The 18,541-nt window shown below is 63.3% G+C and carries 14 protein-coding genes and 2 pseudogenes; 2 read left to right on the top strand and 14 right to left on the bottom strand.

The window, feature by feature from the left end; genetic code table 11:
* Positions 1-2: 2 nt before the first annotated feature.
* The 6 genes and pseudogenes from nifK to NKI05_RS26970 form a co-directional block, all read right to left on the bottom strand.
* Positions 3-1,544 carry a nitrogenase molybdenum-iron protein subunit beta gene (gene nifK, locus NKI05_RS26995; RefSeq protein WP_352793582.1) on the bottom strand — a complete coding sequence of 514 codons (1,542 nt, stop codon included), beginning with the start codon at positions 1,542-1,544 and terminating at the stop codon, positions 3-5.
* 124 nt (positions 1,545-1,668) lie between these two features.
* Positions 1,669-3,171 carry a nitrogenase molybdenum-iron protein alpha chain gene (nifD, locus tag NKI05_RS26990; protein WP_023703020.1) on the bottom strand — a complete coding sequence of 501 codons (1,503 nt, stop codon included), beginning with the start codon at positions 3,169-3,171 and terminating at the stop codon, positions 1,669-1,671.
* 98 nt (positions 3,172-3,269) lie between these two features.
* Complete coding sequence (nifH, locus tag NKI05_RS26985) at positions 3,270-4,163, bottom strand: nitrogenase iron protein (protein WP_023706403.1); 894 nt, start codon at positions 4,161-4,163, stop codon at positions 3,270-3,272.
* Positions 4,164-4,636: 473 nt separating this feature from the next.
* The gene (locus tag NKI05_RS26980; RefSeq protein ID WP_352513766.1) at positions 4,637-5,893 is read right to left on the bottom strand and encodes a type II toxin-antitoxin system HipA family toxin; all 1,257 of its coding nucleotides are present in this window, start codon (positions 5,891-5,893) and stop codon (positions 4,637-4,639) included.
* Entirely contained in the window at positions 5,868-6,194 is a 327-nt protein-coding gene (locus NKI05_RS26975) for a helix-turn-helix domain-containing protein (RefSeq protein ID WP_023690557.1), read from the bottom strand. Before NKI05_RS26975 ends, NKI05_RS26980 begins: the two co-directional genes overlap by 26 nt.
* Before the next feature lie 214 nt (positions 6,195-6,408).
* Positions 6,409-7,280, bottom strand: a pseudogene (locus NKI05_RS26970) (IS3 family transposase); the annotation flags it as partial.
* 864 nt (positions 7,281-8,144) lie between these two features.
* On the opposite strand from NKI05_RS26970, the gene NKI05_RS26965 reads away from it, so the two are divergent.
* Positions 8,145-8,855: a toll/interleukin-1 receptor domain-containing protein gene (locus NKI05_RS26965; protein WP_023727169.1), complete on the top strand. Its 711-nt coding sequence runs from the start codon at positions 8,145-8,147 to the stop codon at positions 8,853-8,855.
* A gap of 134 nt (positions 8,856-8,989) precedes the next feature.
* Entirely contained in the window at positions 8,990-9,433 is a 444-nt protein-coding gene (locus NKI05_RS26960; protein WP_352793579.1) for an SOS response-associated peptidase family protein, read from the top strand.
* Between the two features lie 415 nt (positions 9,434-9,848).
* Here NKI05_RS26960 and fni read toward each other — a convergent pair whose 3' ends face one another.
* From fni to NKI05_RS26920, 8 genes and pseudogenes are all read right to left on the bottom strand, one after another.
* Positions 9,849-10,895, bottom strand: coding sequence for a type 2 isopentenyl-diphosphate Delta-isomerase (gene fni / locus NKI05_RS26955; protein WP_352793618.1), 1,047 nt, complete (start codon positions 10,893-10,895; stop codon positions 9,849-9,851).
* Between the two features lie 85 nt (positions 10,896-10,980).
* On the bottom strand, positions 10,981-11,883 hold the full coding sequence (locus NKI05_RS26950; RefSeq protein ID WP_352793577.1) for a terpene synthase family protein: 903 nt from the start codon (positions 11,881-11,883) through the stop codon (positions 10,981-10,983).
* A complete protein-coding gene (locus NKI05_RS26945) occupies positions 11,880-13,430 on the bottom strand; it encodes a hypothetical protein (protein WP_352793575.1) in 1,551 nt (516 codons plus the stop codon). Before NKI05_RS26945 ends, NKI05_RS26950 begins: the two co-directional genes overlap by 4 nt.
* Positions 13,431-13,576: 146 nt before the next feature.
* Positions 13,577-14,578: a polyprenyl synthetase family protein gene (locus tag NKI05_RS26940; protein ID WP_352793573.1), complete on the bottom strand. Its 1,002-nt coding sequence runs from the start codon at positions 14,576-14,578 to the stop codon at positions 13,577-13,579.
* A 117-nt stretch (positions 14,579-14,695) separates the two neighbouring features.
* Entirely contained in the window at positions 14,696-16,039 is a 1,344-nt protein-coding gene (locus NKI05_RS26935; protein ID WP_352793571.1) for a cytochrome P450, read from the bottom strand.
* A complete protein-coding gene (locus tag NKI05_RS26930; protein WP_352793616.1) occupies positions 16,039-16,881 on the bottom strand; it encodes an SDR family oxidoreductase in 843 nt (280 codons plus the stop codon). Before NKI05_RS26930 ends, NKI05_RS26935 begins: the two co-directional genes overlap by 1 nt.
* Positions 16,882-17,049: 168 nt before the next feature.
* A pseudogene (locus NKI05_RS26925) lies at positions 17,050-17,175 on the bottom strand (ferredoxin); the annotation flags it as partial.
* A gap of 1 nt (position 17,176) precedes the next feature.
* The gene (locus NKI05_RS26920) at positions 17,177-18,466 is read right to left on the bottom strand and encodes a cytochrome P450 (RefSeq protein WP_352793569.1); all 1,290 of its coding nucleotides are present in this window, start codon (positions 18,464-18,466) and stop codon (positions 17,177-17,179) included.
* Between the last annotated feature and the right edge of the window lie 75 nt (positions 18,467-18,541).

Below are 18,541 nucleotides of genomic sequence, written 5' to 3'. Positions count from 1 at the left end.
GCTTAGCGGGTGAGGTCATACGAATAGTCCGTCACGCCCGTCTCGCTTGTCTCGCGATCGAGCTTGTCGAAGATCTTGTCGAGGATCGTCGTCAGCACGCGCAACCCGCCTTGGTAGCCCATCAGCGCAAACCGATGGTGATGGTGGCGATCGAAGATCGGAAACGTCAGCCGGATCAGCGGCGTGCCGGTGTCGCGCTCCAGATACTTGCCATAGGAGTTGCCGATCAGCAGGTCCACCGGCTCGGTGAAGAGCAGCGAGCGCATCGCCCAGAGGTCCTTGCCCGCCCAGACTTGAGCATCCTTGCCGAAGGGCGATGATGCAAGCAGTTCCTTCAACTCCGCTTCCCATGCCGACGTTCCGTTGGTGGCGAGGCAATGGGTCGGCTCGCCGCCCGTCTCCATGATGAAGCGGGCCATGGCGTAGACAAAGTCCGGATCGCCGTAAATGGCATATTTCTTACCGTGCAGCCAGGATTGGCTGTCCGCCATGGCGTCGACAAGTCGGCCGCGCTCGAGGCGGATTACCTCCGGGATTTGCTTGCCGGAAATCGCGGAAACCTCCATCAGGAAGTCGTCAGTCGCCTTTACACCGAGCGGGTAATGGAACGAGGCCGTCGCCTGCCCCACCCCCTCGCAATACTCTAGGGTTTTTCGGGTGTTGTAATGCTGCAGCGACAGCGTCGCCTCGGCGTTGAGTGCCTTCCTCACGTCTTCGATCTTCGTGCCGCCGTCATACATGCGGTATTCGCCGTCGGACGGCGTGTCGAACTGGTCAGAGGCGTCTTGGATGAAGGTGTAGGATACGCCTATCAGGTCGAGCAGGCGCTTGAGTTCCCGGTTGTTGCCAACACAGAATCCGTCGAAGCCCGGAATGACGTTGATGGTCCCCTCGGCTTCCGTTCGCTCCTCCCCTTTCCAGAAATGCTCCAAAATGCCCTTGACCGTAACGTCATAGCCGTCGACATGGCTGCCGACGAAGGCCGGAGTGTGGGCGAAAGGCACGTCGAAGTCGCGCGGGACCGAGCCTTCGTCCTTGGCGTTCTCGATGAAGCTGTGCAGATCGTCGCCAATGACCTCTGCCATACAAGTGGTCGAGACGGCGATCATCTTCGGGTCGTAGAGTTGGTACGTGTTGGCGAGCCCATCGACCAGGTTCTTCAGGCCGCCGAACACTGCCGCGTCCTCGGTCATCGAGGAGGAAACCGCCGAAGCAGGCTCCTTGAAATGGCGCGACAGGTGCGAGCGGTAATAGGCCACGCAGCCCTGGCTGCCATGGACGAAGGACATGGTTCGCTCGAAGCCTGCGGCCGCGAACACCGCGCCGAGCGGCTGGCAGGCCTTGGCGGGGTTCACGACAAGGGCTTGGCGAGCAAGGTTCTTTTCGCGGTATTCCCACGTCTTGGTGAATTCGCCTTGGTCGGTAACGACCTGGTCCGGGTGAGGACATTCGAAATTCAGCCTCTTCTCCGCGAGCATCTGCCTGTATTCCGGCTCGCCGAACAGGGGCGCGTGGTCGAGAACTTTTTCAGCCGACTGCGGCATGGGCGGTTACCTCTTTGCATCTGGTCCGCCATACGGCGGCACAGGGACGTCGAAAGTTTCAGGTCTCCCGCGGACAAGCGGCCACAGGCGTTCATGGCCTCCCGGCTTCCGGGAGGCCAGGGTTTCATTCGGCTGCGATCGCCGCCGACGGCTCGGCTTTTTTCTTCCAGGGGGCGTCGTAGAGGTTCCAGACCGGGTTGTTGATGGCCAGATCCATATCGCGCGCGAAGATGGCGAACCCGTCGTAGCCGTGATACGGGCCGGAATAATCCCAGGAATGCATTTGACGGAACGGTATGCCCATCTTCTGGACCGGGTACTTTTCTTTGATGCCGGAGCCAACGAGATCAGGACGGATCCCCTCGATGAACTTCTCCAGCTCGTAACCAGTCACGTCGTCGTAGATCAGAGTGCCCTTCTTCACGTAGTGGCCGGTACGCTGATAGTCGTCGTTATGGCCAAATTCGTAGCCAGTGCCGACGATCACCATACCCAGGTCCTCATATGCCGTGACGACGTGACGGGGGCGCAGCCCGCCGACATAAAGCATCACCGTCCTGCCTTCGAGGCGCGGCCGGTACTTGGCTATGACCGCCTCGACCAGCGGCCGGTATTTGGCTATGACCGCCTCGGCCTTGGCCTCGATTTCCGGCCCGAAGTGCTTGGCTATCTTGCGCAGAGAGGCTTCGGTCTGGGAGGGGCCGAAGAAATTGTACTCCATCCAGGCGATGCCATACTTTTCCTCCATGTGCCGGCAGATGTAGTTCATCGACCTGTAGCAATGGATGAGATTGAGTTTCGCCTTTGGCGCTCGCTCTATTTCGGCCAGCGTAGCGTCGCCCGACCAGTTGCCGACCACGCGCAGACCCATCTCCTCGAGCAGGATGCGCGAAGCCCAGGCGTCGCCGCCGATATTATAGTCCCCGACCACATTGACATCGTACGGGCCGGCCTCGAACTCGAGGTCCTTCTTCTCGAACACCCAGTCGCGGATCGCGTCGTTGGCGATGTGGTGGCCGAGGGATTGCGAGACGCCGCGGAAGCCCTCGCAGCGCACCGGCACGATTGTCTTTCCGTGCTGCTTGGCCTTGTTGCGGGATACAGCTTCGGTGTCGTCGCCAATCAGGCCAATCGGGCATTCGGATTGCACAGTCATGCCCTTGTTCAGCGGAAACAGTTCCTCGATCTCGTCGATGATCCGTTCGAGCTTCTTGTCGCCGCCGAAAACAATGTCCTTCTCCTGGAAATCGGAGGTGAACTGCATGGTGACGAACGTGTCGATGCCGGTCGTGCCGAGGTAGTAGTTGCGGCGTTGAGACCAGGAATATTGCCCGCAGCCTACCGGGCCGTGCGAGATATGGACCATATCCTTGACTGGACCCCACACCACGCCTTTCGAGCCGGCATAGGCGCAGCCGCGAATTGTCATCACGCCGGGGATGGACTTGATGTTCGATTTGACCTCGCATTCGGAAAGGACCTCGCTTTCCTCGCCAGCCTCGTCGCCGCTTTTTGCGACGCTGAGGTGCTTTTTGCGGCGCTTCGCCGACTTGTCAGGATATTGCGACAGCACTTCCTCGATTAGCCTCGCATGGAGGCCACCGTCATTCTCGTATTCCAGGCTCATGGGACCCCTTTCAAGGTTCAGGGTGACGCCTCACCGACGAGGCGCCGTTCTTTGAAAGACGCACCAGGTCAGGCGGCGCCTCATGTCGGCAGTAGTCGCTACTGTGCGGCCGCCTTAGCCGCTTCCTTGACCTGAAGCTCGGCAAGCATCTGCTCGTCCGTCTTCATGATGCCGAAGTCGAGCAGCATGTCCTCGAGCTCCTCCATGGTGATCGGGGTCGGGATGGTGCCCTGGCCCGAATTCCCATGGATCTTCTCGGCCAGCGCCCTGTATTCGCCGGCCTGCTTGGAGTCCGGCGCATACTGGATCACAGACATCTTCCTGAGCTCGGCGTGCTGGACGATGTTGTCGCGCGGCACGAAGTGGATAAGTTTGGAATTGAGCCTGGAAGCAAGCGCCTCGGCGAGGTCGAGTTCGCGGTCGGTTTGGCGCTCGTTGCAGATCAGGCCACCGAGCCGCACGCCGCCCGAATGGGCGTATTTCAGGATACCCTTGGCGATGTTGTTGGCTGCATAGAGCGCCATCATCTCGCCGGACATGACGATATAGATTTCCTGGGCCTTGTTCTCGCGGATCGGCATCGCGAAACCGCCACACACCACATCCCCGAGCACGTCGTAGGAGACATAGTCGACGTCGTCGTAGGCGCCGTTCTCCTCGAGGAAGTTGATTGAGGTGATCACGCCGCGGCCGGCGCAGCCGACACCCGGCTCGGGCCCGCCCGACTCCACGCATTTGATGCCTTTGTACCCGACCTTGAGCACGTCCGCGAGTTCCAGGTCTTCCACCGAACCTTCCTCTGCCGCGAGGTGCAGCACCGTATCCTGCGCCTTCGCGTTCAGGATCAGGCGGGTGGAGTCGGCTTTGGGGTCGCAGCCGACGATGAGGATTCTCTGCCCGAGGTCGACAAGGGCGGCGAGCGTATTTTGGGAGGTGGTGGACTTGCCGATGCCGCCCTTGCCGTAAAAGGCGATCTGACGCAAACCTGACATGTAGCTTTCCTTCCTTCGTTCCATTCATCGCGGCTGCCGCGACATGAATGCCGGTCGGGCAGCTGTAGCCGCCTCGCACCTAAGGATCTCAAGACTCGTGCCAATTTGGCTGATCGAACCGAAGAATAATTTGATGGTTGCTTTTCAGGGGTTTAGCCTGAGGGCCAAAGAAAGGATCGTCGCAACAGACCGTGTAGCGGACCCGACAATGGCGACACAAAGCGTCGGATCGCGATCCTCAGTCACCGAATTCGTTTGAACCGCGTCGTTATGTTGAAGTGGACGAACAGCAGCTCGATCCTGTTGGGTGAATTGCGGATGCTGTCTGTTCCGGCGAGCTGACGTGCTTGCTAACGCGTGTCATCGTGGACACTCCGCGGAATCTTGCGCCACGCTGGCATGCCTTCGATCCAGCCATCCATAGGGCCGCGGATCGAAAGTTCCGCTATATCAGCAACCCGAGGGGACTCGGCTCACTTATCGGCGCAGGAGTTCAGTATCGGCGTCATCGCCTTCACATGTTCGTCCATCCGCTCGAGCACTTTCGCTGCGACAACGTCGCGCTCAGGGAGATGCCACCAGTACTCGTTGACGAGTTTGACCGTCTCGACCACTGCCTTTAGGACTGCCGGCTCCGGAAGCCTTGCGCGGTTCGCAAATGCTTTCCATCGCGGTGCTGCTAGCGCCTTGAACGAGCGCTCTCCTCCAAGCGACAGCGCCATGGCGTCGGCGGGAATATATGGCACAGTGGACAGGACGTCGTAGATTGGTGCAAGCGCCGGCTTGTCGCCGTTTCCGGGATACATCAAAGACCAATTCTTCAGGTGCATGTCGCCATTGCCGGTGATGACGCTCAGTGCCAGGCGGCGGACGAAATCGAGAGCCGCCGTAGGCGAGACGGCCACGCCAAGAGCCAAGGCTATGTCGTGATAAGCGGCCCCCTCATATTTGCGCGAGGGGTAGACACCGAAGACCTGAGCGAAATCCTCGATGTGTATCCTCTCGCCACCGGCGCCGCGATCGAAGCGTTTGACGAGAAGGACCTTGCCCTCCGACAGCGTATTGAATTCTTCGGGAACGCCCTCAAAATCGGACTTCTCGACCAGTTCGCATTCAGGAACCTCCATGCCGATTGCTGCTGCCAGCGCCAGGTTGGCGAATTCGTTCTCGGAAACGCCCGGAAACGCCGTCGAAGGGAACTTGGCAATGTACCGGCCCTGCTCGTCGTCCATCGGCAAGGTAAGGCCGCCGCCTTTTCCAATGTTCTTCATGACTGACAGCTTCATCTGCACGCCGGCAAGCGAGAACCGTGCCTTGGGGTGATCCTTTGAGCCATCCTTCGAAACCGTTATCGCGCCGTCACTGGGCAACGCCCGTACGGCTCCCGGCAGATCGGCGCCCAGTGCCGCTAAAAGATCGAAATCATTGCCTGGCCGCACATTGCCTTCGTGATGCCTTTCCATCGCCTCCCGCAATTTCTCCTCCGGCAGGAGGTTCGCGAAGAAAGCGGGCAAGGCGCTTGCCAGAGGCTTTGGATCTTTCCGCAATCCTCCCGTCGCTGCCCGGAACGACAGGCTGAGAACCGGAAAGCCGCCCGTCGCGCGGTAGGCGTCATCGAAGTTGAACGCATTGAAATCGCCCGGCGTCCTGACGATTGTGCCGATCTTCACTGCATTCAAGAGCACGTCCAGTGACGGGATCGTCTTAGGTGCGCGAAAGACTGGAGCCATGATCGTCATCGTCAGGTTGAGAAACAAAGGCGGGTCGATCGTCATCATCATGCGGACGCAATAGAGCCTGGACAGCCGGCACCATGGCTTGCGGAACCAGCATCATTTCCAGACCGAGCGCGCGAGCGATATTCATGAGCGTCGTCGCACGCGCGGCTGCGGCTCCCTTTTCGATGTCGCGATATCGGGGACGGGATATACCCGCCAAATCGGCGACCTGCTCCTGCGTCATCGCAGCGGCCAACCTCGCCTGCCTGAAAAACCCACCGATTTCCCGTAGAATTTCCGATTGAGAGTCCATAACGCAACCTATACGATCTATTCCAATGCGCGATGGTACGCAAAGGTATCTCATCCAGCGAGTAGTTTCAATGCGTTATGATCTATTTAGGTATCATATGTGAAGAAAATGATATGGAAAGAGATCAATCTTCCTCTCTCTTTAGCGCCGCGCGGCAACGTCGTTCCTCCGAGAACTGAACCGCACCGGGTTTTCCGGAGGCCGTTTCGTTGAGTCACGCGGCCATGGCTGGGTCATACAGAATGGCGTAGTAGCGTTCCTCAGCTTCGGCCGGCGGAATGTTGCCGATGGCCTCCAGCAGCCGGCGATTGTTGAACCAATCGACCCAATCGAGCTACCGAACTCGACGGCTTCGAAGTCGCGCCATGGTCCGCGTCGATGGATCACCTCGGCCTTGTAAAGGCCGTTGATCGTTTCGGCGAGAGCATTGTCGTAGCTGTCGCCGACGCTGCCTACCGAAGGCTCAACGCCGGCCTCCGCCAGGCGCTCGGTGTATCTGATAGAGTCGTATTGGGCGGCCTCTATCGCTGTGATGGATCAGCCTGCCCCCCTGCACGGGCCGCCGATCATGGAGAGCCTGTTTCAGAGCGTCCAGAACGAAGCTGGCATGCGCCGTCCGGCTCACCCGCCAGCCGACGATCCTTCGCGCATAGGTGTCGATGACAAAGGCGACATAGACGGAGCCCGTCCAGGTCGCGACGCAGGTCAAGTCGGAGACCCACAGCATGTTCGGCGCCGGGGCATGGAATTGGCGATTAGCGTGATCGAGAGGGCAAGGTGCGGCCTTGTCGCTCACCGTGGTGCGGATCGGCTTGCCGCGGATGATGCCCTCAAGACCCATGGCCCTCATCAGTGGGGCAACCGTGCAGCGGGCGACGTCGAGCCCTCACGCTGTAACTCCCGCCAGACCTTGCGAACGCCGTAGACGCGGAAGTTGGCCTCGAACACGCGTCGGACCTCATCCTTCAAGGCCATGGCCTCATCCCGCTTCGCCCGAGCCGACAGCCGGGAAGGATCGATGCGCTTGGCGACATGGTCGTGGTAGCTCGACGGGGCGATCGGCAGCACCTTCCAGATCGGCTCGACCCGATGCGGTTGCCACGTCCGAAGGCACGCCGGCGAGCACGGTTCATACAGCTGCTGTGGCCACCGTCCACCGGCTTTTCTTCGTAATAGGCCTAGTGCATGCGTCGCTGCAGACGGCCAACTGAAAGAACATTCAGCCAACGGCTATTTGACCTCGGCGCCGATGATACTCGACGGTGGTCCTATGAAAGAGACGGGCTGCTTCAGATGCCGCACAGCCTTCATTTAGCTGAGTCGAGTGATTTCGGAGGGCTGATTGGGTTTGTTTCGGACGGCGTCCACCCTTTCGCCCGCGTTCGCGGGCTGCCTGTAACCGGGGCACCGTGGGCATTTTTAGAATAATACCCGCTAAGGTAATTCGAAGTTGTTTGGATTGACCGGTTAGCTCGGATCGGCCTGGAGCGTTCCCGGGTCGGTCAATCTCGTTCCAGAGATAGTCTGGTGAATGCGATATGAGCCAAGGAGCGGTGCGACCTGGGAGAGCAATTCGACGGAATATCGATGCCCTGGCCGCGGACATAACCGACAGGGGCTGAGATGACGGTAAGCGCGTAAGCTAGGCCCCGTGTCAGCATCACCAGAGCTGACAACCCTTGGACGGCTCGCAGCGTCGGGGACGACTATGGGGTGGCGACAAGGCGCAGCTTGAGGTGCCCAGACCGGCGCTTGAGAAGGCTCTAACTCAGGCTGGCTAGACCTCCGACCCGACAAGCTAACACAAAGACGCAACGCACCGTTCGAGTTTATTGCTGGCAACAAGCCGGCTCCCCAATTAGAGGATTTCCCGGCTTAATTTCCAGCGTCGACTTGACTGCAAAAGACTTTCGCTGGAAGTGTCGACCTAGATTCGGGGGGCTCCATAAAATGGCAAGCAAGGCAAAATCGCGGAAGCGCGTTGGAACTCTAGAAGACCGGTTTATGGACGCCGTTAGAGAATTGTCGGGGGGCGGAAAAGTGAGCGTTAAGAACGCAGCCCTTTTCAATAAACTGGGTTGGATAGAAGAACGTTACACGACAACTAAGGACCGCCTGAGGAAGAATGGACTGATAAGAGGAGGTCCCGGTGGGACTATGTCCCTCCCCCAAAATGCGGCTAGCCCCAGTCCCAAGCCTCTCAAGGCGTTTATCTCCTACTCGCATGCAGACGCGGCTATCAAGGTTGACCTTCTAAAGCACCTTACGCCGCTGAGCCGACTTGGTCTTGTCGAGGCTTGGCACGATGGCGAAATCGAGACTGGCGACAAATGGGCGGACGCCATCAAGGGCAATCTAGAGAGCGCCGACATTATCATCCTCCTGATAAGCGTTGACTTTATCAACTCGCGTTATTGCAACCAGATTGAGCTAACTCACGCGATGGAGAGAGAGGCCAACAACACGACGGTTGTTATTCCAGTGATCGCGAGAAATTGCCTGTGGCAGGAAGAGCTCTTCGGCTCTTTTCAGGCGACCCTCAAGGGTACATCGATCGCAAGTTTCAAGGATCGCGACGAAGCTCTGACTTTGGTCGCGGCAGATATCAAGGAAAAAGCCCTTTCCATGCTTGCCAAAAAGAACGGGGTTGCTCCTTCCTAGATGTGCAATCTGCACAACATCACCACGTCGCAAGAAGCCATACGCCAGTGCACCAGGGCTCTGCGCGACCATCTCAGGCAACCTGAACCGTCCATCGACATCTACCCCAACCAGCCCCCAACCAGCCCGGTCCGGTGGTCCGCAATGCGGCAGACGGGCAACGTGAAGTCGCCAACCTGCTTTGGGGAATGCCGACACCGCTCGAACGGGTCAAGGGCAAGGCCGACTACGGCACGACCAATATCCGCAACCCACAATACGGCCATTGGCAGCAGTATGTTGGGGTTGAGCATCGCTGTGTGGTGCCTGTGACGAGTTTCTCGGAGCCCAGCCCAACACCCGGCATAAGGACCCTGAGACAGGTATTCAGCGGATTGGTTCGCGCGCTCAATGAGGACCGGCCGCTTTTCTTCTTCGCTGGCCTCTGGACGCCATGGCATGGGGTGCGCAAGGTCAAGGACGGCGCCGGCGATTTCGAGCTTTACGGCTTCATGACGACCGCGCCCAACGCCTTGATCAAGCCGATCCATGCGCCTCTAATGGGCGTTGGGCACCTTGCCGGGAAGTGCTGTGGATAGCCGGAGGCACCTCACGACCGACCGCGCATGACTCGGGGGCAATGTGGATCGGTGCCTAATTTGCATAACACCAAGCAAACACAAGGGATTGAGGCTGGCTTACCTTCTCCGTTGCTTGCAGGAATACTCCTTCATTGCAATGGATTTGCACCATCTGCTCCTGCCGGTCTCCCGCCGCACCTGGTGTTCCGGCCCTTTCAGGGGCTCGGCTCGATCGGCGTGACCACCCTGATCAAGCATCGACATAGCCGTCGAATACCGCTTTACTCTCGGCTGTCCGTTCGGGGCATGGCGGGGTGCCTCCCCGATCACGAAGCAGCACCCGAACAACCCCGCGACCAGGCAATCCCCCCGCTTCCGAGACTTTCTCACTCAGTAGGACTAGCGCCCGCCGCACGTACGGGCGCCGCCGGCGTCAACCGGCGGGCAGGTGCGCCGAGGGCAACAAGCGCGCCTGACGCAATGCCGCCAGATCAGCCGAGCCGGTGCAGAAGCAGGCGACGGCCAACTGGCGAATGACGATCTCGAAATGCGCGACAACGGCCTCGGTGGATACCGTAGCCGCGCGCAGCACGCCGGCTGCCTGCCCGGCGATGTCCGCGCCCAGGCGGATAGCCTTGGCCACGTCGACGCCGTCGCTGACCCCGCCCGACGCGATCAGCTTCACCGCTGGCAGCGCCCGACGTACCGCCTGCACGCTGGCCGGGGTCGGGATCCCCCAATCGGCGAACGCCATCGCAACTGTACGGTCGGCGGCATCGGGGGCCCGCTCGCCCTCCACCGCGGCCCAACTGGTGCCGCCGGCGCCGGCGACATCGATCACCGCCACGCCCGCCTGAACGAGCGCACAAGCCACCGAGGCAGAGAGGCCCGACCCCACTTCCTTGGCCACGATCGGCACCCCCATGCTGCGCGCGGCGCGAGCGATCTGCGCCAGGACGCCGCGCCAGTCGCGGTCGCCCTCCGGCTGTACCGCTTCCTGCAGCGGATTGAGATGGACGATGAGTCCATCGGCCTCCAGTGCATCCACCGCCCGGCGCGCCAGGTCCAGGCCGTCGGCCTCACGCAGTTGCGCGGCGCCGATATTGGCCAGCAAGGGAACGTCTGGGGCCTGGCGGCGCAGCGCGCGCGTCAGCCCTTGGGAGTTGCGGGATTGCAGGCTCACGCGCTGCGAACCGACGCACATGGCGATCCCCAAGGCTTGCGCTGCCTCGCTTAGATGCCGGTTGATGGCCTCGGCGCGTGGCATGCCGCCGGTCATGGAGCTGATCAGCAGAGGCGCGCGCATGGTCTTGCCCAGCAGCGAGGCGCTGAGGTCGATCTGCGTCAGATCCAACTCGGGCAATGCGCAGTGTTCGAAGCGGATGTACTCCCAGCCGGCGGCCTTGGCCCGTGCCGTTCGACTATCCAGCACGATGTCCAGGTGGTCGTCCTTGCGCCGGCTCAACTTGGTGTCGCTGATGCTCGCTCCATCCGCCGCATCGGGCGACGGCGTTGCGTCGGATCGGACCGACGGGAGCGCGCGCAAGCCGCCGCTTCCCGCGCGTTCAGGCCGGCGCACGCTGGCCTCCCTCCGCAGCGTCGCTGCGGTAGCGGCTGGTTGAGGTCTCGTAGTACTGCGCGCGAATGGCCGCCATGGCGTCGATCAACGGTCCCCACGGCGCGGGAAAGCGTTCTTGCGCCATCACCCGGTGCAGCATGCGCGTATGGCCGGCCAGCTCGTCGTTGAGGAACTCCACCACAGGCATAGCCGGATAGCGCTGCAGCAGCAGGATCGCCGCGTTAGCTCCCTCGCCGGCCGACCTATCCTTTTCGCGTCCATGCAGATCGTTCTGCAAGCGCCCTATCGCGGAGATGAGCCGCAGGACCTGGCGAAACGCCGGATGCGCGCGCAAGGTCGCCATGTCCAGCCCCCACAGCAACGACAGGCAACAGAACACGTTCGTGTAGGCGATCGAGTCCACGCCGTTCTGCAAGTACTCGGCGTAGGACCATCGTTCCGCCCCTGCCGCCTGCGCGTGTCCGGCACGCAGCGCCGCGCAGTAGCACCGGGTATCCTCGAGAAGCTGGGCATAGTCGCGACGATCGTAGGCGAGCGCGGCGAGCGAAGCGCGCAGCACGGCACAGCCATCGAATCCGGGGAGCGCGCACGGCACGCCCTGCCCCAGCGCCTGCTCCACCGCGGCGAGCTGCTCCGGCGCGATCAGGTCAAGGTCGTTGCAATCGTCCAGCCAGAACAGCAGCGCCAGTTCGCGATAGAACGCCACGATCAGCGTCTCGTCCAGCGGATCGCGGCCGGTGCGGGCGCTGGTGTCGCGCAGGCTCGGCTGGATGCGCTGCAGGATGTACTGGCCGCCCCGGACTGCTTCCACGCCATGCTCGTCGGCGAACCCGGTCAGGGAACGCCCCCACTCCAGCACCTGTTGCAGCGCGCGATGGGTCGGGATCATGGCCCCGCTCCTGCTCCCTCGGCCGAGACGCGCCGCCCCCAACGAAGCGCCAGCCACAACCCGGCGAGTTCGGCCACGCGCACCACCCGGGTGGGGCAATACAGTTCCTTGCCGATCCACAGCGGTGTCTGGGGCAGTGAGTGCGCTGCGTGGCGGGCGAGCATCCACTTCAGCGCACCCGCCACCGCCTGCGCGATGCGCCGGCGTCCTGCCGGCTCTTCGCTCCCGTCCATCACGTGCAACGCGAACAGCGCATAGGCGGTTTCCTCGAATGTGGACGCGCGACCGGCGCCCCAGCCGCCGTCGTCGCGCTGCGCCTGCAGCAGCGCTGCCAGCGCGCGCTCGTCGCGCCACTGCGGGTTGCCTTGCGCCAGCGCAGCGACCGCATGCGCGGTTGGATACAGCCACGAAACGTGCCATTTTTCGTTGTCCCATAGACCGTGCGGGTTGCGATTGGCCTCGACGTAGGCGCTGGGGCCGGCGGCGGGTTTTCCCAACATTCGCAACGCATGCAGGGCATGGATGTTGGTCGACACCGAGGCATTGCGCTCGCCGGGGAAGGTGACGAACAGCTCGCCGGTTTCGAAATGGCGCAATGCATCGACCGCCGGGTCGCGGCCTGCAAGGCGAAGGACGCACAACGCAACGGCGGTGTCGTCCGCATCGGCCGCGAAGTGCAAGGCAGGGCCCAGACCGCGGACTCCGAGGCGGGCGTCGAGCTGCGCGATGATCACTTGCACCGCCTCGGCGAGCGCGGGATGCGCGAACAGACCGGCCAGATGCAGGGTGTACAGCGACCAGCATGGCTCGAACACATTGATCGGCCAGACGTTGGGAACGACACCTTCGATGCCGGTGCGCGTTGCCCGCGATGCCGCCTGCAGATACCCGTCGGTGCGCCCGACCTGCGGCGTTCTTCCCTGTGTCACGGCGTGCGCACGCCACGCGGCGGTGGCCGCCGGACTGATGCCGATGCTGCCGTCGTCGTCCGGGCATGCGGTGGCCGGCGACGCCCCCCAGGCTTCCCAGGAGTGCAGCAACGGATGGCCGCTCGGCAAGGTCGCCACAGCCCCCAGCTTGACCAGGCGTGCTTGCCGCAACGGCAACAGCGCCGGGTGGCGCGGAAACGCCAAGGCGCCCAGCAAGGATGCGGCCTCGTCGCACAACTGCGGCAGGATCAGCTCCGCGCCGATGGGCGCGTCTTCCGGCACCGCATGCGCGTAGGGATCGGGCTGGCGCTCGAGGAACCGGATTGCAGCCTGGACTGCGTCGGCGGCGCCGGGAAGAGGATCGGCACGCTGCAATGCCAGCAGCGCCGCCCAGGTGGGCGCATGGCGAAACAGCGGGAAGTCCGCACTTCCCCATCCGCCATCGGCCTGTTGCTGCGCAATGAGCCACGCATATGCCTCGTGCCGACCGGTGACTTTGCCGTCGAACTGCAGAGCTCGCGCCGTGTCGTATACGGACGGACCGACGCTGCCGCCGTCGCTCATCTCGCTCAGCAGGTGACGCAATTCGGAAAGGATCTGTTCGGACAGCGCGTTCACGCGGGATGTTCCTTCTGCAGAGGGCTAACGAGAACAGAAGCGTGCAGACGTCGCGCACGTCGCCGCCGACACGGACACAGTGCAGCATGCAGCGCCCGCCGGCCGATCGCACCAGCACAGGGGCGAGTCCTTACGGATGGGCGCGCTCATGCGTATGGCGCGGACAGATAGACGTTGGCCCGCTGCAGCATCTGCGCCAACCCTTCCGCACGCGGCCCCAGAGGGGCGATGGCCTCCCCGGCGTCGTGCAACAAGTACAGGGCGAACTGGCGCGCAGCCTGCAGCCCCATGATTGACGCGCAGGTCGGCTTCTGCGCCGCCGCGTCCTTACCGGGGGTCTTGCCAAGAGTCGCGGTATTCGCCGTCGCGTCGAGAATGTCGTCGGCAACCTGCAACGCCAGGCCAAAACAGGCGGTGTAGCGATCGAGCGCAGCATACAGCGCAGCGTGCGCGGCATCCTCCGCGATGGAGTATAGCGCGCCCATGCGAACCGACGCGCGCACTAGCGCTCCGGTTTTCATCCGGTGCATCGCCAGGATCCTGTCCAGCCCGGCGTGCTTTCCGACCAGCGACAGATCCATGGCCTGCCCGCCTGCGGCACCCTCCGCGGACACCGCCTGCGCCAGGTCGCGCACGAGCGCGACACGATTGTCGCCCGGCGCATCCAGGCTCGCCAGCGTCAGGAAGGCGTGGGCCTGCAGCGCATCGCCGACCAGGATCGCAGTGGCTTCGCCGAACTTTACGTGCACGGTCGGAAGGCCGCGGCGAAGCACGTCGTCGTCCATCGCGGGCAGGTCGTCGTGGACCAGGGTACAGGCGTGCATCATCTCGATGGCGGCGCCGACGTCGTCGAGCATGTGCGCCGGCGTGCCCGCCAGTGCGCCGGCAGCCAGACAGAGCAAGGCTCTGGTGCGCTTCCCGCCATGCAAGGTGGCGTAGCGCATGGCTGCCATCAGCTCTGTCTTACCGTCGTCTTCGGCGCAGAGCAGACGCGCCAGCGCCTGTTCGACCCGCTTTGCGCCGTCCTGCATCCAGATCTCCGGGAGCAGCCCGCCAGATGCGCCGCGCGCCTGCGCGCCCAACCCGCCGAATGCGGAAACGCCAGTTCGGTCGTCGTGTATTGTGGAACAGGTTTGCATGTCGTTCATGTCCTTGTAGCTGAGACGGCCACGGCGAGCGCAAGTCGTCACACGAGTGCGTGCGCTGAGTGCAGCAATGTCGCGCCCCGCCGGCGCCGCTGCCTTGCCACACAGGGCGTGCCCAGCTCATGAGAAGCCTATGCGGATTGCCATGGACGGATGTGCGGTCGGGTAGTAGCGCCGGCCTTTTTCGACGTCGCTCAGCAACTGCGGCCGCACCCCGGCCTTGTGCATGGTCAGCGCCAAGGCGATGCAGAACTGCACCATTTCCAGCCATACCAGGTGGTAGCCGATGCAGACGTGTGGACCGGTACCGAACTGCAGCATGTCCACGGGCCGGATCGGTTCTGTGCGTAGCAGCCACCGCGCCAGGCGGAACTGATCAGGCGCCTGGTGCAGCAGCGCCGAGGTCGAGAAATGCAGCAGCGGGATGCATAGGTGGGTGCCCGCGGGAATGTGCCGTTGGCCGAGTTGCAATTCCTGCAGCGCGCGACGCGGCAGGAGCGTGGTCGCCGGATGCAGGCGCAGTGTCTCGCGGAACAGCGCCTCGGCGACCGGACACTGCGCCAGGTCCGCGTGCCGGGTCGGCACCGCGCCCACGCGTTGCGCCTCCTCGACCAGGGCGTCCCACAGCACAGGCTGCCCCGCCAGCTCGATCACGATCCAGGCCATCGTCGAGGCAGTGGTGTCGTGACCGGCAAGCAGCAGCAAGCGGATATTCGCGACCAGGACGTCATCGGAGAGCGGACCGTCGCTGCTGTCAAAAGCGCTCACCATGTCGTTGATGAACCCGGTGCGCGCGGCATGCGCGCGCGCATCGCGGACGAACCGGCGCAACTGCGCGTCGATCCAGTCGCGGGCGGAGCGGCCGCGCCGCAAAGGCAATCCGGGCAGGTCGACCGGTGGCGCGATGATCAACTGCAGCAATTGCCGGTACTTGCGATGCCATCCCGGCAGGTCCTGCGCGGGGATTCCCATGAGGCTGAAGATGAGCTTCAGCATCAGGTCGCCGGTCTCGCGCAGGATAGTTACCTCGCCGCGGGCGCGCCACGCCTGCACCCGCGCCTGGATGACCGGCGCGAACAGGTCTCCGATCCCGGCCTGGGTCAGCCCCTTGGGCAAGAACGCTGCCTTGATGGCATCGCGCGCCTGCCGGTGCGCGCCGCCGTCCAGGGCAACCAACGTTCCGCCAAGCAATTCGGGCGCGATCTCTTCGATCAGCGCCGAGGACACGTCCTTGTGCTTGAGCAGAGAGAATGCGTCCGGATCCACACAGGTCATCAGATGTCCGGCAGGGCCGAAATCCAGCCAGAAGTGGCTGCCCAGCGTCCGTTCTGCGCGTTGCAGCAGGCGCGGCAGGTCGCAGACAATGGCTGGAAGATGCCCGACCAGGGGGAAAGCGCCGGGCATGACCGGGATGTCGGATCGCAGCCGGTGCCGACGGTTGAGTGGGTTGAGCAGCATGTCCATCAGCAGCGCGCCGCCGTCGCCGATTCGGTGTCGCCGGGAGGGCGCGCGGCGCAGCTGTTGCCACCGTCGGCGTATGTCGGCACATGCGCCAGCATGCCGCCATCGATGCACACGACCTGGCCGGTGATGAACGCAGCATCGGCGGAGAGTAGGAACGCCACGAGCGCGGCCACGTCCTCGGGGCGGCCGACGCGCTGCAGAAGCTGGTGCCGGCGCAGATGCCGTTGCATGCACTCGTCCAGCTTGGCGAGGAGACGCTCGGTCATGATAAGACCCGGCGCAACCGCGTTGCAGCGAATCTGCGCATGACCGTACTGGGTGGCGAGCGAAGCCGAGAGCATGTTCATCGCCGCCTTCGACGCGCCGTAGGAAGTCTGCGCCGTGTCACCGCTGAGCCCTTGGCACGACGACATGTTGACGATCGCGCCACCGCCGCGGTCGATCATCCGTGGGATGGCCTGCCGGCAGCAGAGCAGCGTGCCGCGCAGATTGGTCGCCATGGTCTGGTCCCAGACTGCCAGGTCCAGGTCGAGGATCGCGCAGTCGCGCGGGGTCAGATGCATGGCGCTCGCATTGTTCACCAGCAGGTCGACCCCCCCGAAGTGCCGCTCCGCCGTCTCGAACAGCGCTGCCACCGCCTGCTCATCGGCGATATCCATGGCTATGGGCAGCGCGTGGCCTGCTTCGGCCGCGATCTGCGCGGTGCAGGCGATGGCCGCCGAGCCATCAATGTCGGCCACCACCACTCTGCCGCCCCCGCGCGCGATGGCGAGAGCGCATGCCTTGCCGATGCCGGCGCCGGCGCCGGTCACCACGGCCACCTTGCCTTCAAACCTTGCCATCGTGTCTCCTGAATTGCATTGTTCTTTCGCGGCATGCCGCTCGGCCTGCGCCGGAGAAGGCGCAGGGTCGGCGCTGGCGCGCTCGTCATGGCCGGCGTCGCTTTCGATCACCCGAATGGCGGCGACCGGGCACTGGTTGGCCGCAAGCCGCACGGCGGCGTGCAGCGCCTGCGGGACCGTCGCCACGCACACTTCGGCCACGCCGTCCGGTTCGCGCTGGCGAAAGGTGCCCGGCAGCGTCAGCACGCACTGCCCGGTAGTTCCGCACAGATCCTGATCGACCACGACGCGCATCTCAGCCCTCCTGCCCATGCAGCCGCACCGGCAGCGCGCGGAACGTCCTAAGGAACGCGGAGGGCTCCCGGGTCGGCTGCTCGGCCAATGCCAGCGTGGGGAAGCGCGCCTGGATCCGCGGCAGGCTTTCGGCCAACTGCACCCGGGCCAGTTGCGCACCAAGGCAGAAGTGGATGCCGTGGCCGAAGGTCAGCATGATCTTCCCGTCGATCGACATGCCAGGACTGGTGCCGCAGAACCGCACGGGATCGAAGCGATCGGGATCGGCGAAGGCGTCCGGGTCGCGATTGCCGGCCGCGATCAGCACGCGCACGTCCGCGTTCTTCGGGATCACCACGCCGCCCATTTCGATGTCGCGCTGGGCGATACGCGGAATGGAGCTGAACATGGCGGGCGCGTCGTAGCGCAGGGCTTCTTCGACGAATGCCTTCACCCCCACGGCATCTCCCTTCAGCCAGTGCCGCTGTTCGGGATACGCCAGCATCGCCAGGACAGCATGGCCGATGGCCGCAGCAGTGGTGGCGAAGCCGCCCAGCAGCATGCCCCAGAGCATGCTGATCAATTCCGCATCCGACAGCGTCTCGGCATCGTCGTCGTGTGCGCCGACCAGCATTGACACGATGTCGTGGCGGGAATCGGTGCGCTTGCGCTGTATGAGGTCGCCGAAGTAGGCCTGCACCCTGGCGCTGGCCTCGTCCCCCGCGGCGAGCTGCGGATCGCTGGCGTGCGGGCTCAGGCCTTCCAGAATGGCGCTGATGCCGGTGACGAGCGCGAGAATGTCGTCCGGGGGCATGCCGAACAGTTCTCCGAAAACCAGCATGGGCAAGGCCAGCGCGAATTCCTGATGCAGGTCCACTGCCTCCCCGCGCTCCAGTGCGGGCGCCATGCCGTCCAGGCGCGCTGCGACAATGCGAGCGATGGTCGGCCTCAGCTTGTCGATCTGGCCGATGGTGAAATCGCGCGAGATCAGCCGGCGCAGACGCGTATGCGTTGGAGGTTCCTTCATCGCCAAAGTGGACGCCAGCAGACTTAGCGACAGGCTGCTCGCCGCACGCGGGAAATAGCGCGCCAGTTCGCCTGGTGCCGGCCCCCGAAAAGCATCGCCAGTGGCTTTAAGCGCCAAGTAGATGTCGGCGTGGCGGCTCAACAGAAAGAGGCCCGACGCCGCGCGATGTACCGGATCGTGCTCGCGCAACCACCGCATGAATGGGTACGGGTCCTGAATGCACGCTGGCGACGCGAGTTCGGCGAAGGCGTCCCGGCATGCTGCCGTGGTTTCTTGCACGTCCATCTTGGTCACCTGTTGGTTGGCTGATCTGATCGGCGCGCGGCAGTCGCGCGGGCAATTCGAGGACATCGCGATTCC

Origin of the sequence: Mesorhizobium sp. M0771 (assembly GCF_040320155.1) — a bacterium.
In the GTDB taxonomy this organism is placed as follows: Bacteria; Pseudomonadota; Alphaproteobacteria; order Rhizobiales; family Rhizobiaceae; genus Mesorhizobium.
The sequence above is the reverse complement of the archived record's forward strand: the minus strand, read 5'-3'. Positions and strand labels throughout refer to the sequence as shown.

Bases quoted from the DNA above. Each gene is read 5' to 3' on its own strand.
- nifK (WP_352793582.1), bottom strand. From the start codon at position 1,544: ATGCCGCAGTCGGCTGAAAAAGTTCTCGACCACGCGCCCCTGTTCGGC.
- nifD (WP_023703020.1), bottom strand. From the start codon at position 3,171: ATGAGCCTGGAATACGAGAATGACGGTGGCCTCCATGCGAGGCTAATC.
- nifH (WP_023706403.1), bottom strand. From the start codon at position 4,163: ATGTCAGGTTTGCGTCAGATCGCCTTTTACGGCAAGGGCGGCATCGGC.
- NKI05_RS26980 (WP_352513766.1), bottom strand. From the start codon at position 5,893: ATGGCTCCAGTCTTTCGCGCACCTAAGACGATCCCGTCACTGGACGTG.
- NKI05_RS26975 (WP_023690557.1), bottom strand. From the start codon at position 6,194: ATGGACTCTCAATCGGAAATTCTACGGGAAATCGGTGGGTTTTTCAGG.
- NKI05_RS26965 (WP_023727169.1), top strand. From the start codon at position 8,145: ATGGCAAGCAAGGCAAAATCGCGGAAGCGCGTTGGAACTCTAGAAGAC.
- NKI05_RS26950 (WP_352793577.1), bottom strand. From the start codon at position 11,883: ATGATCCCGACCCATCGCGCGCTGCAACAGGTGCTGGAGTGGGGGCGT.
- NKI05_RS26940 (WP_352793573.1), bottom strand. From the start codon at position 14,578: ATGAACGACATGCAAACCTGTTCCACAATACACGACGACCGAACTGGC.
- NKI05_RS26935 (WP_352793571.1), bottom strand. From the start codon at position 16,039: ATGGACATGCTGCTCAACCCACTCAACCGTCGGCACCGGCTGCGATCC.
- NKI05_RS26930 (WP_352793616.1), bottom strand. From the start codon at position 16,881: ATGGCAAGGTTTGAAGGCAAGGTGGCCGTGGTGACCGGCGCCGGCGCC.
- NKI05_RS26920 (WP_352793569.1), bottom strand. From the start codon at position 18,466: ATGGACGTGCAAGAAACCACGGCAGCATGCCGGGACGCCTTCGCCGAA.